The organism is Acinetobacter sp. AG1, assembly GCF_001005525.1.
In the GTDB taxonomy this organism is placed as follows: domain Bacteria; phylum Pseudomonadota; class Gammaproteobacteria; order Pseudomonadales; family Moraxellaceae; genus Acinetobacter; species Acinetobacter modestus.
Window position 1 is genome coordinate 1 of record NZ_LBMZ01000081.1, and the last position, 20,452, is coordinate 20,452.

17 protein-coding genes and 1 pseudogene are annotated in these 20,452 nt (G+C 38.5%); 8 read left to right on the plus strand and 10 right to left on the minus strand.

Annotation, left to right across the window (positions count from 1 at the left end; translation table 11 throughout):
- Positions 1 to 501 precede the first annotated feature (501 nt).
- Positions 502 to 2,829 carry a TonB-dependent receptor gene (locus tag AAV96_RS02300; protein ID WP_046738164.1) on the plus strand — a complete coding sequence of 776 codons (2,328 nt, stop codon included), beginning with the start codon at positions 502 to 504 and terminating at the stop codon, positions 2,827 to 2,829.
- 94 nt (positions 2,830 to 2,923) lie between these two features.
- Here AAV96_RS02300 and arsH read toward each other — a convergent pair whose 3' ends face one another.
- From arsH to arsC, 5 genes are read right to left on the minus strand one after another with little or no spacing between them, the layout of a single operon-like run.
- On the minus strand, positions 2,924 to 3,628 hold the full coding sequence (gene arsH, locus AAV96_RS02305) for an arsenical resistance protein ArsH (RefSeq protein WP_004659014.1): 705 nt from the start codon (positions 3,626 to 3,628) through the stop codon (positions 2,924 to 2,926).
- 5 nt (positions 3,629 to 3,633) lie between these two features.
- The gene (gene arsB / locus AAV96_RS02310) at positions 3,634 to 4,674 is read right to left on the minus strand and encodes an ACR3 family arsenite efflux transporter (protein WP_004659015.1); all 1,041 of its coding nucleotides are present in this window, start codon (positions 4,672 to 4,674) and stop codon (positions 3,634 to 3,636) included.
- Positions 4,675 to 4,681: 7 nt separating this feature from the next.
- Positions 4,682 to 5,155, minus strand: coding sequence for an arsenate reductase ArsC (locus AAV96_RS02315; protein ID WP_004659016.1), 474 nt, complete (start codon positions 5,153 to 5,155; stop codon positions 4,682 to 4,684).
- Between the two features lie 6 nt (positions 5,156 to 5,161).
- A complete protein-coding gene (locus AAV96_RS02320) occupies positions 5,162 to 5,482 on the minus strand; it encodes a metalloregulator ArsR/SmtB family transcription factor (RefSeq protein ID WP_046738165.1) in 321 nt (106 codons plus the stop codon).
- A 58-nt stretch (positions 5,483 to 5,540) separates the two neighbouring features.
- Positions 5,541 to 5,975, minus strand: coding sequence for an arsenate reductase (glutaredoxin) (arsC, locus tag AAV96_RS02325; RefSeq protein ID WP_046738166.1), 435 nt, complete (start codon positions 5,973 to 5,975; stop codon positions 5,541 to 5,543).
- Positions 5,976 to 6,235: 260 nt separating this feature from the next.
- Here arsC and AAV96_RS02330 point away from each other — a divergent pair, with 260 nt between their 5' ends.
- Positions 6,236 to 7,384 (plus strand): alpha/beta fold hydrolase, encoded by a 1,149-nt coding sequence (locus tag AAV96_RS02330; RefSeq protein WP_046738167.1) that lies wholly within the window; start codon positions 6,236 to 6,238, stop codon positions 7,382 to 7,384.
- Between the two features lie 110 nt (positions 7,385 to 7,494).
- Here AAV96_RS02330 and AAV96_RS02335 read toward each other — a convergent pair whose 3' ends face one another.
- The 4 genes from AAV96_RS02335 to AAV96_RS02350 form a co-directional block, all read right to left on the minus strand.
- Positions 7,495 to 9,555, minus strand: a complete 2,061-nt coding sequence (locus AAV96_RS02335) for an EAL domain-containing protein (RefSeq protein WP_005218381.1) — start codon at positions 9,553 to 9,555, stop codon at positions 7,495 to 7,497.
- 696 nt (positions 9,556 to 10,251) lie between these two features.
- Positions 10,252 to 11,268: a ketol-acid reductoisomerase gene (ilvC, locus tag AAV96_RS02340; protein ID WP_004659026.1), complete on the minus strand. Its 1,017-nt coding sequence runs from the start codon at positions 11,266 to 11,268 to the stop codon at positions 10,252 to 10,254.
- A gap of 104 nt (positions 11,269 to 11,372) precedes the next feature.
- The gene (gene ilvN, locus AAV96_RS02345) at positions 11,373 to 11,864 is read right to left on the minus strand and encodes an acetolactate synthase small subunit (protein WP_004659027.1); all 492 of its coding nucleotides are present in this window, start codon (positions 11,862 to 11,864) and stop codon (positions 11,373 to 11,375) included.
- A complete protein-coding gene (locus AAV96_RS02350) occupies positions 11,864 to 13,588 on the minus strand; it encodes an acetolactate synthase 3 large subunit (protein ID WP_046738168.1) in 1,725 nt (574 codons plus the stop codon). Before AAV96_RS02350 ends, ilvN begins: the two co-directional genes overlap by 1 nt.
- Positions 13,589 to 14,094: 506 nt before the next feature.
- On the opposite strand from AAV96_RS02350, the gene AAV96_RS02355 reads away from it, so the two are divergent.
- From AAV96_RS02355 to holA, 5 genes are all read left to right on the plus strand, one after another.
- Positions 14,095 to 14,466 (plus strand): DUF4124 domain-containing protein, encoded by a 372-nt coding sequence (locus AAV96_RS02355; protein WP_046738169.1) that lies wholly within the window; start codon positions 14,095 to 14,097, stop codon positions 14,464 to 14,466.
- A gap of 76 nt (positions 14,467 to 14,542) precedes the next feature.
- Positions 14,543 to 15,007 carry a DUF4124 domain-containing protein gene (locus AAV96_RS18540; RefSeq protein ID WP_046738170.1) on the plus strand — a complete coding sequence of 155 codons (465 nt, stop codon included), beginning with the start codon at positions 14,543 to 14,545 and terminating at the stop codon, positions 15,005 to 15,007.
- A gap of 136 nt (positions 15,008 to 15,143) precedes the next feature.
- Positions 15,144 to 17,768, plus strand: coding sequence for a leucine--tRNA ligase (gene leuS, locus AAV96_RS02365; RefSeq protein WP_046738171.1), 2,625 nt, complete (start codon positions 15,144 to 15,146; stop codon positions 17,766 to 17,768).
- 88 nt (positions 17,769 to 17,856) lie between these two features.
- Complete coding sequence (gene lptE / locus AAV96_RS02370) at positions 17,857 to 18,366, plus strand: LPS assembly lipoprotein LptE (RefSeq protein ID WP_005218406.1); 510 nt, start codon at positions 17,857 to 17,859, stop codon at positions 18,364 to 18,366.
- 9 nt (positions 18,367 to 18,375) lie between these two features.
- Positions 18,376 to 19,365: a DNA polymerase III subunit delta gene (gene holA, locus AAV96_RS02375; RefSeq protein WP_046738172.1), complete on the plus strand. Its 990-nt coding sequence runs from the start codon at positions 18,376 to 18,378 to the stop codon at positions 19,363 to 19,365.
- 2 nt (positions 19,366 to 19,367) lie between these two features.
- Here holA and AAV96_RS02380 read toward each other — a convergent pair whose 3' ends face one another.
- The gene (locus tag AAV96_RS02380) at positions 19,368 to 19,817 is read right to left on the minus strand and encodes a bacteriohemerythrin (RefSeq protein ID WP_005218411.1); all 450 of its coding nucleotides are present in this window, start codon (positions 19,815 to 19,817) and stop codon (positions 19,368 to 19,370) included.
- 476 nt (positions 19,818 to 20,293) lie between these two features.
- Here AAV96_RS02380 and AAV96_RS02385 point away from each other — a divergent pair.
- Positions 20,294 to 20,452, plus strand: a pseudogene (locus AAV96_RS02385) (NAD-dependent deacetylase); the annotation flags it as partial.

The window sequence follows — 20,452 nt, forward strand, 5'->3', positions numbered from 1 at the left end:
TCTTTAAAAATACTATAAAAACTAAAAAAAATATTGACACCAATTATTTAAAAATTGACACTCTAATAAATTTTATAAAGTTATATTTCTAAGTATCCAAATTTATTTATCATTAATCCATTTTTATTTTTCATTTATGAACCAGCTAGGTTTGAAAATAGAGTAACTCTTGATCGCCTAACTTACTTATATTTTTATCAGTGATTACTAAACACCTATTTGAAATTCAAGAGTTCATCACTATTTGATTAGGCGACAGAATACACTTCAATCTAGTATCAACTCTTTCAATAATAGAATTCCCTTTTCACCATTTTTCTTAGATAAATATCTGCACAGGAAGTATCCCATGTACCCCGACAACTTATTTGTACATAAGGCCTAGACCTAAGTTCATTCTTCTTTTGCCGCCTATCCGACAAATAGTTCAGTTATAAATTGAAATTATGATTAAGAATCATTATTATTCTCAAAATTTTTCTCATATCTGTGTGAACGATTATGTCTTTTATCAAATCACGTAAGAAATTAGTATCTTCCGCAATCGCATCTTCATTATCCGTGATTGCAGTACCAGCCATCGCTCAAGATCAGCCAGTACAATTACCAACAATTCATACCCAAGCAGAACAAGAACAAGGTCTTAAAGTAGACCAATCCTCAAATAGCAAATTTGTCGTTCCTCTTTTAGATACACCAAAATCTGTTTCTGTTATTTCAAAGCAGCTTATTGCAGATACTCAAGTTACAAGCCTTTCTGATGCTTTACGTACAATTCCTGGTATTACTTTAGGTGCTGGTGAAGGTGGTAATCCAAACGGCGACCGCCCTTTCATTCGTGGCTATAACTCAGAAAGCTCAATGTATGTAGACGGCATTCGTAACTCAACATCACAAAACCGTGAGATGTTTGCAGTTGAACAAGTTGAAGTTACAAAGGGTTCTGCCTCTGCTTTAGGTGGTGCAGGTACTTCTGGCGGTAGCATTAACATGATTTCTAAAGTTGCTAAAAAAGGCGATGCTTTAGAAGGTTCGGTTTCAGGTGGTACAGATAATTATGCACGTATTACCTTAGATGGAAACAAAGATTTTAATAATGGTGTCGCAGCTCGTGTGGTGGTCATGGGCCATCAAAATGAAAAAGCGGGACAACATGATGGTGCTGAATATAAACGTGCAGGTATTGCACCAAGTATTACCTTTGGTTTAGATACAGCAACTCGCGGCACCTTAAGTTACTACTACCTCAAAACTGATGATATTCCAGATTCTGGTATTCCGTACAACAACCCATTTGCTCCAACAAATGCAAATGCTAAATTTAATGGCAATGGTAAGCCTATCGATGTTCAACAAGGCACTTACTATGGTTGGAAAGATCGTGATTTCCAAAAACAAGAAAATCAAGTTGGTACATTCAAATTAGAGCATGATTTAACAGATAACCTGACGCTTAGTAATACAGCTGTTTACACAAAATCTAAGAATGATTATCTGTGGACTAATCCAGATGATTCTAAGGGTAATTTCTATAACAAAACTACGGGGGCTTTGGATGGCTCAGTTTGGAGACGTACTAACTCTCGTGTTGGAGATACGGACGGCTTTACAGATCAACTTGCTCTAACAGGTAAGTTTGATACAGGTGCATTTAAACATCGTTTTAATACAGGTGTTGAATACAGCGATCAGAAAACTGATCGTACTCAATATATTTTAAATGGCTTAGATTCAACGGGAAGCGCAAATAATACGTGTAATGCTGCTGCAATTGCTTCTGGTTGGTGCACGTCAGTACAAAATCCAAGTAATGTTCCGTGGACAGGTAGTATAAGTACTGATGGTGCTGATCGTTACAATATTCGTAGCAAAAACCAATCTGTTTATTTCCTAGATAATATCGAGCTAAGCCCTCAATGGCTTTTGGACTTGGGTGTTCGTTGGGATAAATTTGAAACCAAACAAACCATGACTTATGGTGCTCGCAATAATGCCGTTACAGGTGCGAATGATACAAAAATCACAGCTAAAGCTGGTGATCAAGTTACGGTTGAAAACAACAAAGACTTCTTTAACTACCAAGCTGGTTTAACCTTTAAACCAGTGGAAAATGGTTCAATCTATGTCAGCTATGCAACTTCAGCAAATCCTGTGGGCATAGACGGTGGTGATGGTTCAGAAGGTATTACTGCTGCAATTAAAAACCTAAAACCTGAAGAAGTTAAAACATATGAATTAGGAACAAAGTGGGATGTTCTTAATGATAAATTAAACCTCACAGCAGCAATTTTCCGTACTGAAAAAACCAATACTCGTGCTACAGCTGAAGATGGTACCACTCAAAATATCGGCGAAACACGCGTTGATGGTATTGAGCTTGGCGTAAACGGAAATATTACTGAAAAATGGGCTGTTTCTGCGGGTTACACCTATTTAGACAGCGAACTTGTCGATGGTGGTTACACCAATGTAGGTAGTACGACAGCCCCTGTTTACCAAGCAAATCCAAGTAATGGTAATCAAGTACAAAACGTTGCAAAAAATAGCGCTACGCTTTGGACGACATACCAAGTCTTACCTGATTTAACATTGGGTGCTGGTGCTGTCGCAATGGATAAAGTGTATGGTAATGCCACGAATACTAAGTGGGTTCCAGGTTATGTTCGCTATGATGCAATGGCACGTTATAACGTGAATAAAAATGTTGATTTACAGCTTAATGTAAACAACTTATCTGATAAGCGTTATTTCACTAAAGCATATTCATCTCATTATGCAACTGAAGCGGAAGGTCGCAGCGCAGTATTGTCTGTGAACTTCAAGTACTAAAATCTAAAAAATCCATCGTTTAACGATGGATTTTAATAAAAAACAGCCTCTTCACGAGGCTGTTTTTTATTATCTTAACGAAAAGCAATAAACATTATAGATTACGTTGATTGACACGCTTTGACAGCTCTTCAGCGGACTCTTTCCGTTCAGAATAACGGTCTGTTAAATACTTGCTCTGCCCTCTCGTCAACAACGTGAATTTATACAACTCCTCCATTACATCTACGATACGATCATAGTAAGACGATGCTTTCATACGACCATCTTCTTCAAATTCTAAAAATGCTTTTGGAATTGAAGACTGATTTGGGATGGTAATCATGCGCATCCAACGTCCTAAAATACGCATTTGATTGACACTATTAAAAGACTGCGAGCCACCACTAACTTGCATCAATGCCAAAGTTTTACCTTGGGTTGCACGAATTGCACCACCTGCCAGTGGAATCCAATCGATTTGCGATTTAAAGATGGAACTCATCGAACCATGACGTTCAGGTGAACACCACACCATGCCCTCTGACCACGCCAACAATTCATGTAGCTCTTTGGCTTTTGGGTGTTCCATATCCGCATCTTCAGGTAGGGGCAAACCTTTAGGATGAAAGATTTTTACTTCAGCACCAAAGTGCTCCAAGATGCGCCCTGCTTCCATCACGGCTAAACGACTATAGGAACGTTCACGATTCGAACCGTACAACAATAAAATACGTGGTGCATGATCCAAGGCTTGCGCTTGCACTTTTTCTAAAGTGGGTTGATCAAGTAAATTCATATCTATATTTGGAAGAGTCATCACAATTACACCGATTTAAAATACTTTTTTCTAAGCCATAAAGACACACTGACTAAAGCAATCAGCACAGGCACTTCAACCAGTGGACCAATCACTGTGGTAAATGCCACGGGTGAAGCTAGACCAAACGTTGCGATCGCAACCGCTAATGCCAATTCAAAGTTATTCCCAGCAGCAGTAAAGGAAATTGCAGTGGTTTTCGGATAGTCATTGCCCATCCACTTGCTCATAAAAAAGCTCATGAAGAACATCACAACAAAGTAAATTGTTAATGGAATCGCTATACGAATCACATCGAAAGGCAAGCTTACGACATCAGCACCTTTTAGGCTAAACATCGCAACGATCGTGAACAGCAATGCAAGCAGGCTTAAAGGACTGATCTTCGGCAAAAAGACATTTTGATACCATGCTAGACCTTTGGCTTTCACTAAAATCATTCGCGTCATGAAACCAAGAAAAAATGGAATCCCTAAGTAAACCAACACCGCATGGGTAATCGTCCAAAAATCTACATGAATGACTTGCCCTGCAATACCAAAATAAGGCGGCAAGAAAGTCAGGAATAACCAAGCATAACTGCTGAAGAATAGAATTTGGAAGATACTATTAAATGCCACCAATGCTGCAACATATTGATTATCACCACAAGCTAAACCATTCCAGACCAAGACCATTGCAATACAGCGTGCTAAACCAATCAAAATTAAGCCCGTCATATATTCTGGATAGCTTTGTAGAAAAATAATGGCTAATCCGAACATCAAGACAGGTGCAATCAACCAGTTTTGTACTAAAGATAAAGTCAGCGTTTTTTTATCTTTAAATACTTCAGGCAATGCTGCGTAATCAACCTTTGCTAAGGGAGGATACATCATCAAAATCAGACCAATCGCAATTGGGATATTGACAGAATCCACACTCATTTTATCTAAAGCAACAGAAGCTTGAGGTAAAAATACACCGATCGCAATTCCTAATCCCATGGCAATAAAAATCCATAGGGTTAAGTTACGATCTAGAAATGACAATCTTTGCTGAGCCATGATGTTCTCATTCAATATCTGAGATGTGATTGATTGCAGCAATCAATTCAGGACGAGACATATTTGCGCTGTCCAATGCAAATAAAGCATCTAAACGGCGGTTGATATGATCTACAGTCACTTGGAATGCCTGTAATTTTTCTGGTTTAGGTAAATCTAAATGTGAAGGGTCAGCCAAGCCCCAATGTGCTTTGATTGCACCGCCTAAATAAAGTGGACAAGCTTCCTGAGCCGCAGAGTCACAAACTGTAATCACCACATCTGCCTGATATTGTTCACAGTCATCAATGGTTTTACTCCACAAACCATCGGTTGAAAGGCTTAAGTTTTCAAGCGTTTCAATCGTCAGTGGATGAACCTGTCCAGAAGGCTTACTACCTGCACTATATGCTTTCCAATTTTCAGGTGCACGACTGTTAAAAAGTACTTCGGACAAAATGCTGCGACAACTATTTCCAGTACATAGGAAAATAAATTTCATGCGGTATTACTCACAATAACTTTTAATTTGGAGAGACTGAGATTGGTTACTTGCGGAAGTTTGTTCACGTACCAAGAGATTGAGTAATTCATGACACCAAGCAGGCAACTCTGGATGAATGCTGTAATACACCCACTGGCTTTGTCGTCTGTCTTGCAATAAACCTGATGAACGTAATAACGCTAAATGTCTAGAGATCTTTGGTTGACTGAGTTGTAATTTTTCAGTCAAGTCACACACACATAATTCTTTATGCTCAGCAACTAAAGTGACAATATTGAGACGTGTTTCGTCTGCTAAGCATTTAAAAAAATTCACTTGATCCATCTTCACTTCCTATTTGCTTATATGAATATGTAAATTTCCATATATAAAAGCCAAATTTTTAATTTACTCGTTGCCCATTTTCATCAATCACCTGCTCACCATCTTCTTTAGTAAAAGCACCCTTTTGTGGTAGTGACAAAATATCTAACACAAGTTCAGATGGACGACACAAACGTGTTCCTTGTTCAGTCACCACAAATGGCCGATTGATCAAAATAGGGTACTCCAGCATAAAACTGATCAGTTGTTCATCAGTCCAATCTTCACGATCTAATGCTAGATCGTAATAAGGATCAACATTCTTACGAATCGCTTCTCTAACCGTCAACTTTGCATCTTGAATAAGCTGAATTAACTCGCTACGAGTCGGAGGAGCATTCAAATATTCAATAACATTTGGCTCAACCCCTGTATTACGAATCAAAGCTAATGTGTTACGTGAAGTTCCACATGCTGGATTGTGATATATCGTCACATCTAATGAAGTTGCCATCGCATTAAAACCTGATTAATTTTTAAAATCTTTATATATGAATTTTCATATATATGCAAATTCATATATAGTGTGCCACGATTAAATCAGTTTACCTGCTGTCTCTTTTTCCAAAACTTTAAAATTCAATCGTGCAAATTACAGAATATTGTCTCAAGTTGATCATTTTGGAATACAAGTTAAGCAAATGAGTCACTGAGCTTAGAGACTTTTTCTTCTAATATGCGGCTACACAGTTGTAACCATAGAGTTCTTGCACGATGACTCAATTGCCTAAAGTTAAAGATACCTTTGTTAACGCTAAAACAGCCCAATCAATCTTAAAAACGCGTGCGGGTAAGCAAGCTGCACAAGTATTTTCAAATGCGGCAGATCGTTTCTTGAGGGGACATCAACTGGCATTGTCAGGAAAGACACCTTTTGAAGTCGTTTATGAACGTGAAATTATTAGCTTACGGTTTTACAAGGCAGATGTAGAATCAGGTGAAAATAAGCACCGTGTGCCACTCGTTATTATTCCCCCATTAGCAGCGAATACCTTAGTATTCGATTTGTTTCCTGATCGTAGTCTCATTCGTTACTTTCAAAGCCAAGGTTTTGATGTGTATATGATTGACTGGGGCACACCAAGCCGTAAACAAGCTAGATATAATTTCGGTACATATATCAAAATCTTTATGCCCGACTTTATCAGCAAAATTCGTGAACATAGCGGACAACAACAACTATCACTGTATGGCTGGAGTCTCGGTGGAGCTATCTCACTTTGCTACACCTCATTATTTAAAGATAAAAATATTAAGAATTTAATGATTTTGGCATCACCAATTAACACTCATCAATCAGGTTATATTGGCAAGCTTTATCAAAAGTTAAATACACCAGCACAATGGGTGCGGACCAATACTAATTTCCGAATCCGTCAAATTCCGAGCCGCTATTTCCATATTCATGGTTGGCAAAATACGCTCGGATTTAAGCTCACAGATCCAGTAGGTAATTTTAAAAATTATTGGCAATTACTGAAAAATTTGAACGATCGGCAGTTTGTCATTAATCACGCAACATCAAGTTCGTTTGTTGACAATATGCTCGCCTATCCTGGCGGTGTAATGCGCGATATTATTTTACGCTTCTGGATTGATAACGAACTTTCGACAGGTCTCGTTAAATTTGGAGATCAAACTGCTGATTTTAAAGATATTGAATGTTCAGTACTTGCGATTGGTGGGGATACTGACATTATTGTGACTGCAGAAGCTGTACGACCATTAATGGATTTGATCAGTAGCCAAGATAAAACCTTTGAAATTGTCTCTGGTGGCCATATGGGTTTGGTTTCAGGTAGCCAAGCACCACAAGCAGTTTGGCCTGTAGTTAGCGCATGGTTACAACAGCGCTCAAATTAAAATTACTATAGTTACTAAAATAATCAAGGCTGTGCATCTCTTTTACTTGAAAAGATATGAGCAGCCTTTTTCATGAATAGATGATATAGATATCGTTAAATCAAAATAAATTAAGCAAAGTTGTGACGATTCAACACTAAATTTTCAACATTTACAGGTATACCCAATAAATAACCTTGTAATTGATTGCATCCTAAATTAGTTAAAATATCAGCTTGTTGCTGTGTTTCTACACCTTCAGCTGTGACGATTAAGCCTAACTTAGCGGCAAGGTGAATGATACTTTCTAGAATTGCCTCTTCTTTCGAGTTTGGTTGTAAATCTATGAGAAAACCGCGATCAATTTTAAGTTCATCAACAGGCAGATCTTTTAAATATAAAAAGCTTGAGTAACCAGTTCCAAAATCATCAATCGCGATCCGAATACCCAACTTACGCAAACGTTCTAAAGTACGAATACTTGAATCAATATGATGCATTGCTGTTGATTCAGTGATTTCTAAAATAAGATTGTGGGGCTGAATTTGATATTCTTCTAAGAGCTGTTCTAATACACTAAAAAGTTTTTTATTTTCAAATTGTAATGCAGATAAGTTGACGGCAATCGGGTAGAACGGACTATTACTTCGTTCCCATTTTTGAATCTGCTGACAGGCTTGCTCCAATGCCCAATATCCCATCGGAATAATCAAACCTGTTTTTTCTGCTCCCTCAATAAACATTTGAGGAGTCAACAAACCTAAGCTTGGATGCTTCCAACGAATGAGCGCTTCAACACCACAAACTTGATAATTCGCAGTAAATTTAGGCTGATAAAATAAAACAAATTGCTGCTCATCTACAGCTTTATATAAATCATTAATTAATTTGGATTGGCTACGGACATCTTGCTGATCTGTTGCGGAGTGGAAAACAGTAAACGTATTTCTACCCTGTTCTTTAGATGCCAACATTGCTACATCTGCATTAATTAATAAATCCTGAACATTCGTACCATGCTCAGGATACATCGCGATTCCCAAACTTGCAGAAATATTAATTTCTTTTGTCGCGATCAGATATGCTTCTTGAATAAAATGAAGAACTTCTTCTGCCAGTAACATCGCTTGATTAACATCAGTATTTTCAGAGATCAATACAAACTCGTCACCACCAATACGAAATAGCTTATGGCTTGAACTTAATTTTTCATGTAACCGATTGGCCATTTGAATTAAAAGTTGATCACCAATATGGTGTCCAAAAGCATCATTTACCGATTTAAAGCGATCTAAATCTACATATAAAAATGCTGCTTTTTCTTCTCGTAAGCGATGATGACTGAAGATTACTTCCGCATAATCTGTCAAATATAATCGATTCGGCAACTTTGTTAATGAATCATGTAGTGACTGAGTTGCTAATTCTTTGTTTATTCTAACTAATTGTTGATTACGCTCTTCTAATCGTGCTTCTAAAACTGCAACGGCAAAACCAGCAACAAACACCAAACTGGTAATAAAGATGATCGTAAATAGTAAAACGGCTTGCTCTGTTTGAGCTGAGCCAAGTGCTTCCGCAAACCCTGTATCAAAATAAGTGGCTGCCATACCCGTGTAATGCATACCTACAATACTAAAAGCCATCAATATTGCAACGACAGCCTTTAATGCAGTTTTATATTTAACAGCGGTTTTATATTTAAAAACGAATAAACAGCTCAAACCAGAACCACATACAGCGATGAGTACTGAACAAATCACGAGTAATGGATCATATCTCAATTGATGGTGTTCAACTGAAAGCGCCAACATCCCCGTGTAATGCATCCCAGATATCCCTAGCCCTAAGAATAATGCACCTAAAATCAGACGTGGCATAGGTAAAGTAGGTCTAGTCGTTAGCCAAACAGCAAATACCGAAGCAGTTGCGCCTATCAAATATGAAAGCACAGTCAAACTAATATCAAAATGATAGCCTTCAGGCAAATGGCTCGCGAGCATTCCAATAAAATGCATTGCCCATATTGCCAAGCCTAAAGTCAACCCACTCGTTACTAAAATGCTTTTCTCAAACTTTTTATAAGCAGCTTTAAAAACGAGTTCTTCCATTGAAACTGCAGCATAACAAGTCGCTACTGCAACCAAAATGGAAACGATGACCCATGTGCTATCGTAATCAACGTGAACCATAAAGGACTTCCATGATTATTCAGTACTTTTTTTTATTTGTTGAGCGAATTGCTCGAAATCAGAACGATCCTTAACACTCAAAAAAGATACAAATTGTGTATTCATAAACTTTCCTTAACAATAACATCATCTAGCATAAGGTCAAGTCTTTTTCATTTTATAAATCAATAGAATAAAAACATATAATCATTTCAAACCAATGAAAAGACTTGCTTTTTTTATTGTACTTTTTTACCGAAAGACCAATTTATTTTTGCTAGGTGTTTTTAGTATTTAAGTAGTTACTTCTTATTTGTTTTAAACTGCACTATGAACTTAAGTCTCATTGCAGTTTTGTTGTTTTTCTCATGTATTAAGCACGATATAAAATGCTTATTTGAGATACATATTAAGCCTTTTTAAATTTTTATACTGTTATAACTCTGTTATCAGCAGCTTTTAAAAAAAACCTCGTTTATCAACAAGGCGGTTCTTTTAACTCAGAGATAAAACTTAGTTTTCTCCTTGTCTACGATTTTGTTTGCTTGAATCCTGAGTAGGGTCTCCTACGCAACAGGACAATAGAAAAGCATGAGAAGCATCGCTTCATAAGGTCCCTGTGCAAGAGTAGAGCTATGCTTCGCTAATACGTAACATTAAGATGATCCAATAAAAAGCCCCTGTACAAACAAGGGCTTTTAAAGATTAAACTAAAACTTAGTTCTTCTCTTTGTCTACGATTTTGTTCGCTTGAATCCAAGGCATCATCGCACGTAACTTGTTACCAGTTACTTCGATACCATGCGCAGCATTTTGACGACGACGAGCAGTCATAGATGGGTAGTTTAACGCACCTTCTTGAATGAACATTTTCGCATATTCACCAGATTGGATACGTTTCAATGCATTACGCATTGCTTCACGAGACTGTTCGTTGATTACTTCAGTACCAGTCACATATTCACCGTACTCAGCATTGTTAGAAACTGAGTAGTTCATGTCAGCAATACCGCCTTCGAACATTAAGTCAACGATTAACTTAAGTTCATGTAAGCATTCGAAGTAAGCCATTTCTGGTGCATAACCAGCTTCAACCAAAGTTTCGAAGCCCATTTTAACCAATTCAACAGCACCACCACAAAGAACTGCTTGCTCACCGAATAAGTCAGTTTCAGTTTCTTCACGGAAAGAAGTTTCGATGATACCGGTACGACCACCACCTACACCTGAAGCGTAAGAAAGAGCGACGTTACGTGCATTACCAGAAGCATCTTGGTGAATTGCGATCAAGTCAGGAACACCTGAACCACGTTGATATTCAGAACGTACAGTGTGACCTGGTGCTTTTGGAGCAACCATGATTACGTCTAAATCTTTACGTGGAACAACTTGGTTATAAAGAATAGAGAAACCATGAGCAAATGCTAAAGTCGCGCCTTCTTTGATATTTGGCTCAATCACATCACGATAAAGTTGAGATTGGAACTCATCTGGAGTCAAAATCATCACTAAGTCAGCTTGAGCAACAGCCGCTGGAACTTCAGATACTTTAAGACCTGAATTTTCAGCTTTTTTCCAAGATGCTGAACCAGCACGTAAACCAACAGTTACGTCAACGCCAGAATCTTTCAAGTTAAGTGCATGAGCATGACCTTGTGAACCATAACCAATGATTGCAACTTTTTTGCCTTGGATGATTGATAAGTCACAGTCTTTATCGTAAAAAATTTGCATCTGTTTTCTCCGCTAAAATTTTTGTCATTTCCCTTGTTATACAAGGATAGATCCTTTGAAACTTCCCAATTCTTGCATTTCTATATGAAGAATTGGGGAAGCAATTAAATACTTAAAACTTTTTCACCACGTGCGATGCCTGATACACCTGAACGTACAACTTCTAAAATGGTATTTTCAGCAAGCGCATCAATAAAACCATCAATCTTTTCAGTCGTACCAGCGATTTGAATCGTATAAGTGGTAGGTGTTACATCAACGATTTGGGCACGGAAGATGTCTGCTGTACGTTTAATTTCAGCACGAGCAGCACCGAGCGCTTTAACTTTGATCAACATCAATTCACGCTCAATATGTGAACCTTCAGACAAATCAACTACTTTAACTACTTCAACCAATTTGTTGAGTTGTTTAGTGATTTGCTCAATTTTGTGATCATCACCATAAGTGGTGAGTGTCAAGCGAGATAAAGTCTCATCTTCAGTAGGTGCAACATTGAGTGTCTCGATGTTGTAACCACGTTGGCTAAATAAACCCACAAGACGAGAAAGCGCACCAGCTTCATTTTCAACGAGTACAGAAATAATATGTCTCATTATGTGCGCTCCCCTTTACCTAACCACATATCTTTCATCGACTGACCTGCAATCAACATTGGATAAACATGTTCTGTACGATCAACCATGACATTAATGAATACACATTTATCATTAATTGCCATTGCTTCAGCGAGTTTAGATTCCAATTCATCTGCATGATTGATTTGAATACCTACGTGACCATAAGCTTCCATCAATTTTGCAAAATCAGGTAAAGAATCTACATAAGAGCTTGAATGACGCCCTTCATAGTTCATGTCTTGCCACTGCTTCACCATGCCTAAAGCTTGGTTATTCAAGCAAAGAATTTTCACATTTAAGCCATATTGCTTACATGTTGATAATTCTTGGATACACATCTGAATTGATGCTTCACCTGTGATACACACTACTTGTTGATCTGGGAATGCAAGCTTCGCTGCCATTGCATACGGTAAACCAACACCCATAGTGCCTAGGCCACCAGAGTTAATCCATTGGCGTGGACGTTTGTATTTGTAGTAGTTTGCGCCAAACATTTGGTGCTGACCTACGTCAGACGTAATGATCGCTTCACCATTGGTCACACGATCAAGCGCTTCCACCACTTGTTGTGGTTTCATTTCACCATTTTGAGCAGCTTCATAGCGTAAGCCATGAACTTTACGCCACTCATTAATCTGAGACCACCATTCAGCAATTGCTTCAGGATTTGGCTTAGACACATTCATCTGTTTAAGCTGAGCTAACATTTCTTGAAGAACTGGCTCAACCGCACCAACGATAGGAATGTGCGCCATGATCGTTTTAGAAATGGTCGCTGGATCTACATCAATATGAATAACTTTCGCATTCAAACAGAATTTCGCAGGGTTATTGGTTACACGGTCATCGAAACGTGCACCAATGGCCAAAATCACGTCTGCATTGTGCATCGTCATATTGGCTTCATATGTACCATGCATCCCTAACATACCCACAAACTGTGGATCATTGCCAGGGAACGCACCTAAGCCCATCAAAGTATTGGTTACTGGATAACCCAATAAATGTGCAAGTTCAGTCAATAATGCAGAAGCATTACCTTGAACAACGCCACCGCCCGTATAAATAATTGGGCGTTTAGCAGTAATGAGCTCATCAATCGCTTTGCGGATTTGACCTGAATGTCCACGTGAAGGCGGTTGATATGAACGCATCTTCACTTTTTCAGGATATTCGTAGGCAAATTTTTCTGCTGGATTCGTGGCATCCTTAGGAATATCAACAACAACTGGGCCTGGACGACCAGAAGAGGCAATATAAAATGCTTTCTTAATAATTGCAGGAATTTCGCTGGCGTGACGCACTTGGAAACTGTGTTTTACGATTGGACGAGAAATACCAACCATATCTGTTTCTTGGAATGCATCTTCACCAATTAGGTGACTTGCAACTTGTCCTGACAAAATCACCATTGGGATTGAGTCCATATAGGCAGTTGCAATAGGAGTAACAGTATTTGTTGCGCCTGGACCAGAGGTCACAAGAACAACACCTGTTTTACCAGTTACGCGCGAGTATGCATCTGCCATATGACCAGCAGCTTGCTCATGACGTACAAGGTAATGATTAATTTTGTCTTGTTGAAAAAGCGCATCATAAATATGTAAAACTGCGCCGCCTGGATAACCAAAAACATGCTCTACGCCTTCGTCCGCAAGCGCACGAACGAGCATTTCACCACCAGATAAAAGTTCCAACGTGATTCACCCTAGTGTTAGTACAATTTATGGGAGACATAAATTGTATTTTCATTCATTAACTTATGCACTTTTCTAAGTGTGCGTATTCTACTCGTTTTTGCTGCAATAGGAAAAATTTTCTGACTCATCAGCCGTATAAGCTGTTATTACATCTCGAATCAAAACATGTTGGGATAAACATATTTCAAAAAATCATTCTCTCGGCTAGAAAGAATGTCCATTGCAAACCATGACATTTATTCGAAGGGTGATCAAATAAGCGCATATAAAACTAAGCAAGCATTTTTGTTGCTTTCATACACAAAGTCAAGAATAAAGAAAAGGTTTTTTTAGAATAATTTTTAGCTGTTGTTTTTTTAATCTCTCAGCTCAAGGTAATTTATCGATTCAAATGCCCATTTATCAAAAAACTATTTCCTTTTTATACAAAAATAGGCATTGTGATTGGCTAATTCAAACATTTTGATCGAATATAGACGGAATTCTTTTGGGGAGATCAAATTATGAAACCATCATATTTAAAAACAAGCCTATACGCTGTCGCAACTACGACTATGCTTCTTTGTTCTAGCCAAAATTACGCTCAGCAATATTACAAATGGATAGATGCTAATGGTTCAACCCATTACACCACGACTCCTCCACCAAAAGGAGCAAAACGATTAGATAAAATTTCTACTTATGGAAGTAGCACTCAAAATGCAAACCCGCAAAAAGCACAGCAACCTCAAAACGAAAATCAACCATCTTCTGAAACACAATCACCTCAAAGCTTTGGTCAACCTTCAACGAATGTAGCTTCTCAAACTCCAGCTACTACTGCACCTGTTCAAACTCAAACTACAGCACCAGTTAGAGTAAAACCAAATCTTTAGATTCTTTTAATATAATTGAATAAAATGGTGACTCTAATATCACCACTTTATTCAATTTTTTAAAATACGAATATTTATGACAAAAACTCTTTTCCAACAACTCCTACATTTCTTTAACTTGCTATTTTTTATTATTCCTCTTAGCCATGCTCAGGATTTTTATAAATGGGTCGACGCGAGTGGCTCAACTCATTATTCAGCAACACCTCCACCCTCAAGTGCGAAAAAGTTAGGCTCAGTATCCACATATAGCAACAGTTTAGAACAAACTAAAAAACAACTTTCATATAATAAACCAGTTCAAAATCTCAATCAGCCACCATTTTCAGTAGCTCCAAAAGATAAATTTACAGCAAAAGAACGGACTGAAATTGAAGCAAAAGTACGAAAAGGAATGCAAGATTACTCTAAGGAGAAACGCACAAATCCTTATATAGATATGTTCGGTTCACTGACGGAACAAGATCTTAGATCCTCTTTAGAATCAGAATATCTCCAGAAAAAAGAGAAGTTAGCAAATTCAAGAGTATCAAATCGATAAAAGTATCTAATTTATAACTACACTGATACTCAAAACCACAAGATAAAATCTTGCTCTAAAAACTGACATTGCCCCCTATTTTGCGCTATGCTGTGCGGCAATCTTAACTTTAATTTTTGTTGTATCGCATATCCCTATGACGACTTCTCACATTGACTCCGAATATCAAGCAAGTGCCATTGAGCCTCAAGTTCAACAAGACTGGGACAATCGCAAAGTTTTTAAAGTTGCAGACACTGTAGAGGGCAAACATCGCTATATCCTATCGATGTTCCCTTACCCAAGTGGCAAACTGCACATGGGGCATGTGCGTAACTACACCATTGGTGACGTGATCAGCCGTTTTTATCGTTTAAAAGGTGAAACGGTATTACAACCCATGGGTTGGGATGCATTTGGTTTACCTGCTGAAAATGCAGCGATTGCACATCAGGTTGCACCTGCCAAATGGACTTTTGAAAACATCGCCTACATGCGTGACCAATTAAAAAAATTGGGCTTGTCTGTCGATTGGGATCGCGAATTTGCGACTTGTACGCCAGAGTACTATCACTGGGAACAATGGTTATTCGTACAACTTTATAAGAAAGGCTTGATCTATCGTAAACTTTCAACAGTCAACTGGGATCCTGTAGACCAGACTGTGTTAGCTAACGAGCAAGTTGAAAATGGTCGTGGCTGGCGTTCAGGTGCATTGGTTGAAAAACGTGATATTCCAATGTACTACTTCCGCATCACCGACTATGCACAAGAATTATTAGACGATTTAGACACATTAAAAGACGGTTGGCCACAACAGGTCTTGACCATGCAACGTAACTGGATTGGTCGTTCAACCGGGATGGAAATTACCTTCCCTTCTGCGAATACTGAAGTCTATGCAGATGGTTTAACTGTTTATACTACGCGTGCTGATACCTTAATGGGTGTGACTTATGTTGCTGTTGCAGCAGAACACCCTATGGCACTCAAAGCGGCTGAAAACAATCCTGAATTAGCTGCATTTATCGAAGAATGCCGCATGGGTTCAGTCGCAGAAGCTGATCTCGCCACTGCTGAAAAGAAAGGTATGGCAACCGGCTTGTCTGTTAAGCATCCAGTTACAGGTGAAGATCTCCCTGTTTGGATTGCGAACTATGTGTTGATGTCATATGGTTCAGGCGCTGTAATGGCAGTTCCTGCACATGACGAACGCGACTTTGAATTTGCCAATAAATTTAACTTGCCAATCAAGCAAGTCATCGATGCTAAAGGCGCTGATGATACTGAATACTCAGTAGCTGAATGGCAAGAATGGTACGGTTCTAAAGATGGCAAATTGGTGAATTCTGGCGAGTTTGATGGTTTAGCATTCCAAGCCGCTTTTGATGCCTTCCTTGCAAAATTAGAACCACAAGCTTTGGCAAATTCTAAGGTTCAATTCCGTTTACGTGACTGGGGTGTATCTCGTCAACGTTACTGGGGTTGTCCAATTCCAATGATCAATTGTAACAGCTGTGGTCAAGTCACCGTTCCAGAAGATCAATTGCCAGTGGTATTACCGACGGATGTGGTTCCAGACGGTTCTGGTAACCCATTGAACAAGATGCCTGAATTCTATGAAACTAAGTGTCCAAGCTGTGGCGGCGACGCACGTCGTGAAACAGACACCTTGGATACCTTTGTAGAATCCTCTTGGTATTATGCGCGTTATGCATCTCCAGACTTTACTGGCGGTATGGTGAAACCTGAAGCGGCGCAAAGCTGGCTGCCTGTGAATCAATATATCGGTGGTGTAGAGCACGCAATTCTGCACTTACTTTATGCACGTTTCTTCCATAAATTGATGCGTGATGAAGGCGTGGTACAAGGTAATGAACCATTCACCAACTTGCTCACCCAAGGCATGGTGTTGGCGGATACTTTCTACCGTGAAGCAGAAAGCGGCAAGAAAACTTGGTTTAACCCTGCGGACATCGAATTAGAGCGTGACGAGAAAGGTCGTATTCTATCTGCGAAATACTCAGGTGATGGTCAGGAAGTTGTGATTGGCGGACAAGAAAAAATGTCTAAGTCGAAAAACAACGGTATTGATCCACAAGCGATTATCGACCAATACGGCGCAGATACCGCACGTGTCTTTATGATGTTCGCTGCCCCACCTGATCAATCTTTAGAATGGTCAGATGCAGGTGTGGAAGGAGCTAACCGCTTCTTGAAACGTGTATGGCGTTTGGCTGCTGGTTTCTTAGAAAAAGGCAATCAGGCAACGGCAATCGATAGCGCAAATCTTTCTACAGACGCACAAGACTTACGTCGTAAAACGCATGAAACCATCCAAAAAGTGGGTGATGACATCGAACGTCGTCATGCGTTCAATACTTCTATTGCTGCATTAATGGAGTTATTGAATGCGACCAACAAGTTTGAAGCAAAAGATGACAATGATGTAGCCGTTGCACGTGAAGCAATTACAACTTTATTGACTTTACTTGCCCCATTTGCACCACATTTAAGTCAAACACTTTTAGCACAGTTTAGTATTGATATTAATACGACACTGTTCCCACAAGTGGATGAATCAGCTTTAACCCGTAATACGCAAACGATTGTTGTACAAGTGAATGGTAAACTTCGTGGTAAGTTAGACGTCGCAGTCGATATCTCAAAAGATGAGTTATTGGCTTTGGCAAAAGCACTGCCAGAAGTTCAACAATTCTTAACTGGTCCAACCAAGAAAGAAATTGTAGTACCAAATAAACTTGTTAATTTAGTTGTTTAATAATTCTTTCTAACCTCTCTTAAATATAAGAGAGGTTTTAATCCTCTACCAAAGAGGAATTAGAATAGATTTGATTAGAGGAATAAATATGCACTTAGCACAACGTTTAGCTGCTATTGTTTTAACTTTAGGTCTAAGTGCAGGCTTAGTTGGCTGTGGCTTTCATTTAAAGGGAAGCTATCCAACGGCAACACCATTGGTTTATAACAAACTAACTTTGGTTTTACCTGACAATACCGATGAACTCGAGAATCGTCTCAGCATCTATCTCAGTGCTACGGGTGTACAACTCAGTAATGCCAATGATGCCTATGTACTTCGTATCTTAGATTATACTCCTCGTCGCCAGTTATTGAATGGTAAATTGACTGAAGTACTATTGCGTTTAACCGTGACTTTCCAAATTGAAGATCGTCAAGGCAATAAAATCACAGAACCACGTACACTCACTGCATCTCGCACGTACCAATATGATGTGGCAACTGTAAATACAGATAACCAACAAGAAGCGTATCTGAACCGTATCATTATTGATGATATTGCCCAGCAAATCACGCGTCAAATTGCAGCGAATCGTTTACCCAAAGCTCAACCATAATTACTTTTTATGAAGTTAGATTATGTTCAAGCATTAAAACGTATCCATGAAGCCCGTGGTGCATGGATCATGCATGGGCAAGAACCTTTGCTTGAGCAAAACCTACTCGATGCATTCCGTAAAAGTTGGCAACAACAAGAAGTTGAACGTCAGCGGCATGACATTAGCAGTGTTAATGACTGGAAAAATGTCTTTAATGCGCTGAATAGTTTATCGCTATTCTCACAACAACTCGCCATTGAAGTACATGGCAATATCAAGCCCGATGCCAACGGCTTAAAACTACTTAAAAACTATATTCAACATAATGAACATAACTTATTGCTGATCGTTTTACCAAAACAAGACAGCAGCAGTTTAAAGTCTGCTTTTTTCCAAGTCGTCGAAGCAAACGGTGTGGTTGTGCAACTTGCAGCAGCATATCCACAAGACCGTCAACGCATTTTGGCAATCGAAGCAGAAAAACTGGGAATTCAACTCAACAATGATGCTTGGCAATGGCTGATGCAGCACCATGAACATAATCTATTGGCTGCGAAAAACAGCCTAATGCGTGTGGCAGATACCTTTCCTGATATACAAAAAATTCAGATTGAACAGCTATATGCTTGTTTGCAAGATCAGTCACGTTATACCACTTATGATCTTAGCGATGCACTACTTGCTGGTAACTTGGCGCAATCCATTAAGATTTATCAATATTTGATTGCGGCTGGTGAACCTGACAGCCTAATTTTGTGGACATTGAATAAAGAAATGCGTCTTCTGATGCAACTCTTTGAGCAGCCCCATAATGCGATACAAATTGGTATTTGGAAAACTAAAGTATCCCAATATCAACAAGCTTTACGCCGTCTAAATCCAAGACAGTTCTTACTTTGGCCTGAACTATTATTGCGAATTGATGCTGCAATCAAAGGGATGTCTAAAGAAAACTCAGAGCATCTTATGCTACAGGCGGTCGGAGAGTTATGTGGCAACCGCCTGTTTCCATCATAATTTTAGCTAAATATACGAGAGAACCAGCTCTTTCCTTTGGTTTGTTCTTGGGTGCGTAAATATCGAATCATATTGTCACGCACAGCATCGACATAATCCTGATCATCATGCTGTATATGATTAATCAACCATTTTGAGAGTAATCGATATAAATCATTTTCAACTGCTTCCCCTTTTTCAAAGCGTTGACGATAATCATTCAGTCTTTTGACAAATAAATCATGTATACCTTTATGTGAAGGTAAATATTGATAATTAACCTGCATTAATAAATTTTCTTCAAAGCTAAAATGTGATTGCGTGTAATCAATTAGATCTTCCAATACTTCTTGAATCTTAGCGCGATGACCACTCACCCGAATTTCTTCTAGTCTATTGATATAATCTAATATTTGGCGATGCTGATGATCAATTACATCGATACCGATATTAAAGCTTTCTTGCCATTCCATTTTATTTCCCCTGTGAATTTTCCTATCAAATCACTTGTACTTATTTGCATATTTTTTATGACTTTATTACTTAAATTAAAACCATAAAAAAAATATGGAATTAGATCTTACAATTTTTACACCCTTAAATCCATAAAAAAATTAAGGTTTTATTAAATTTATTTACCTTATATTAAAAATAAATATAAGAAATTGAAATTTATAGTAATTTTTAAAAAATAATGAGGCTGGGAAAGTTAAATTAGAAACGTAACTCATTTTTTAATGAATGATGTAATTCAACCTACTGTAAATACATAAACGTGATCTTTTCTAAATCAAGATCGTCTCATCAATAGAATTCAATAGGTCATCAATCGCCGTTAGCTCAATCATCATCAGAAAGTCATAATTCACTCAATATTTCTCAATTTTAGGGTAAATTATGCTGAGATCATCTCAATAAACTACTACGATGACAGAGGATAAGAATACGAATCATGCAGCAACTCAGCCCCATCGAAATTGAAAGAATTAAAAGTTTATTCTCAAAAGCCGATAGCCTAATTATCAGTGCGGGTGCAGGTATGGGCGTTGACTCAGGTCTGCCCGACTTTCGAGGCAATCAAGGCATGTGGCGAGCTTATCCAGAACTC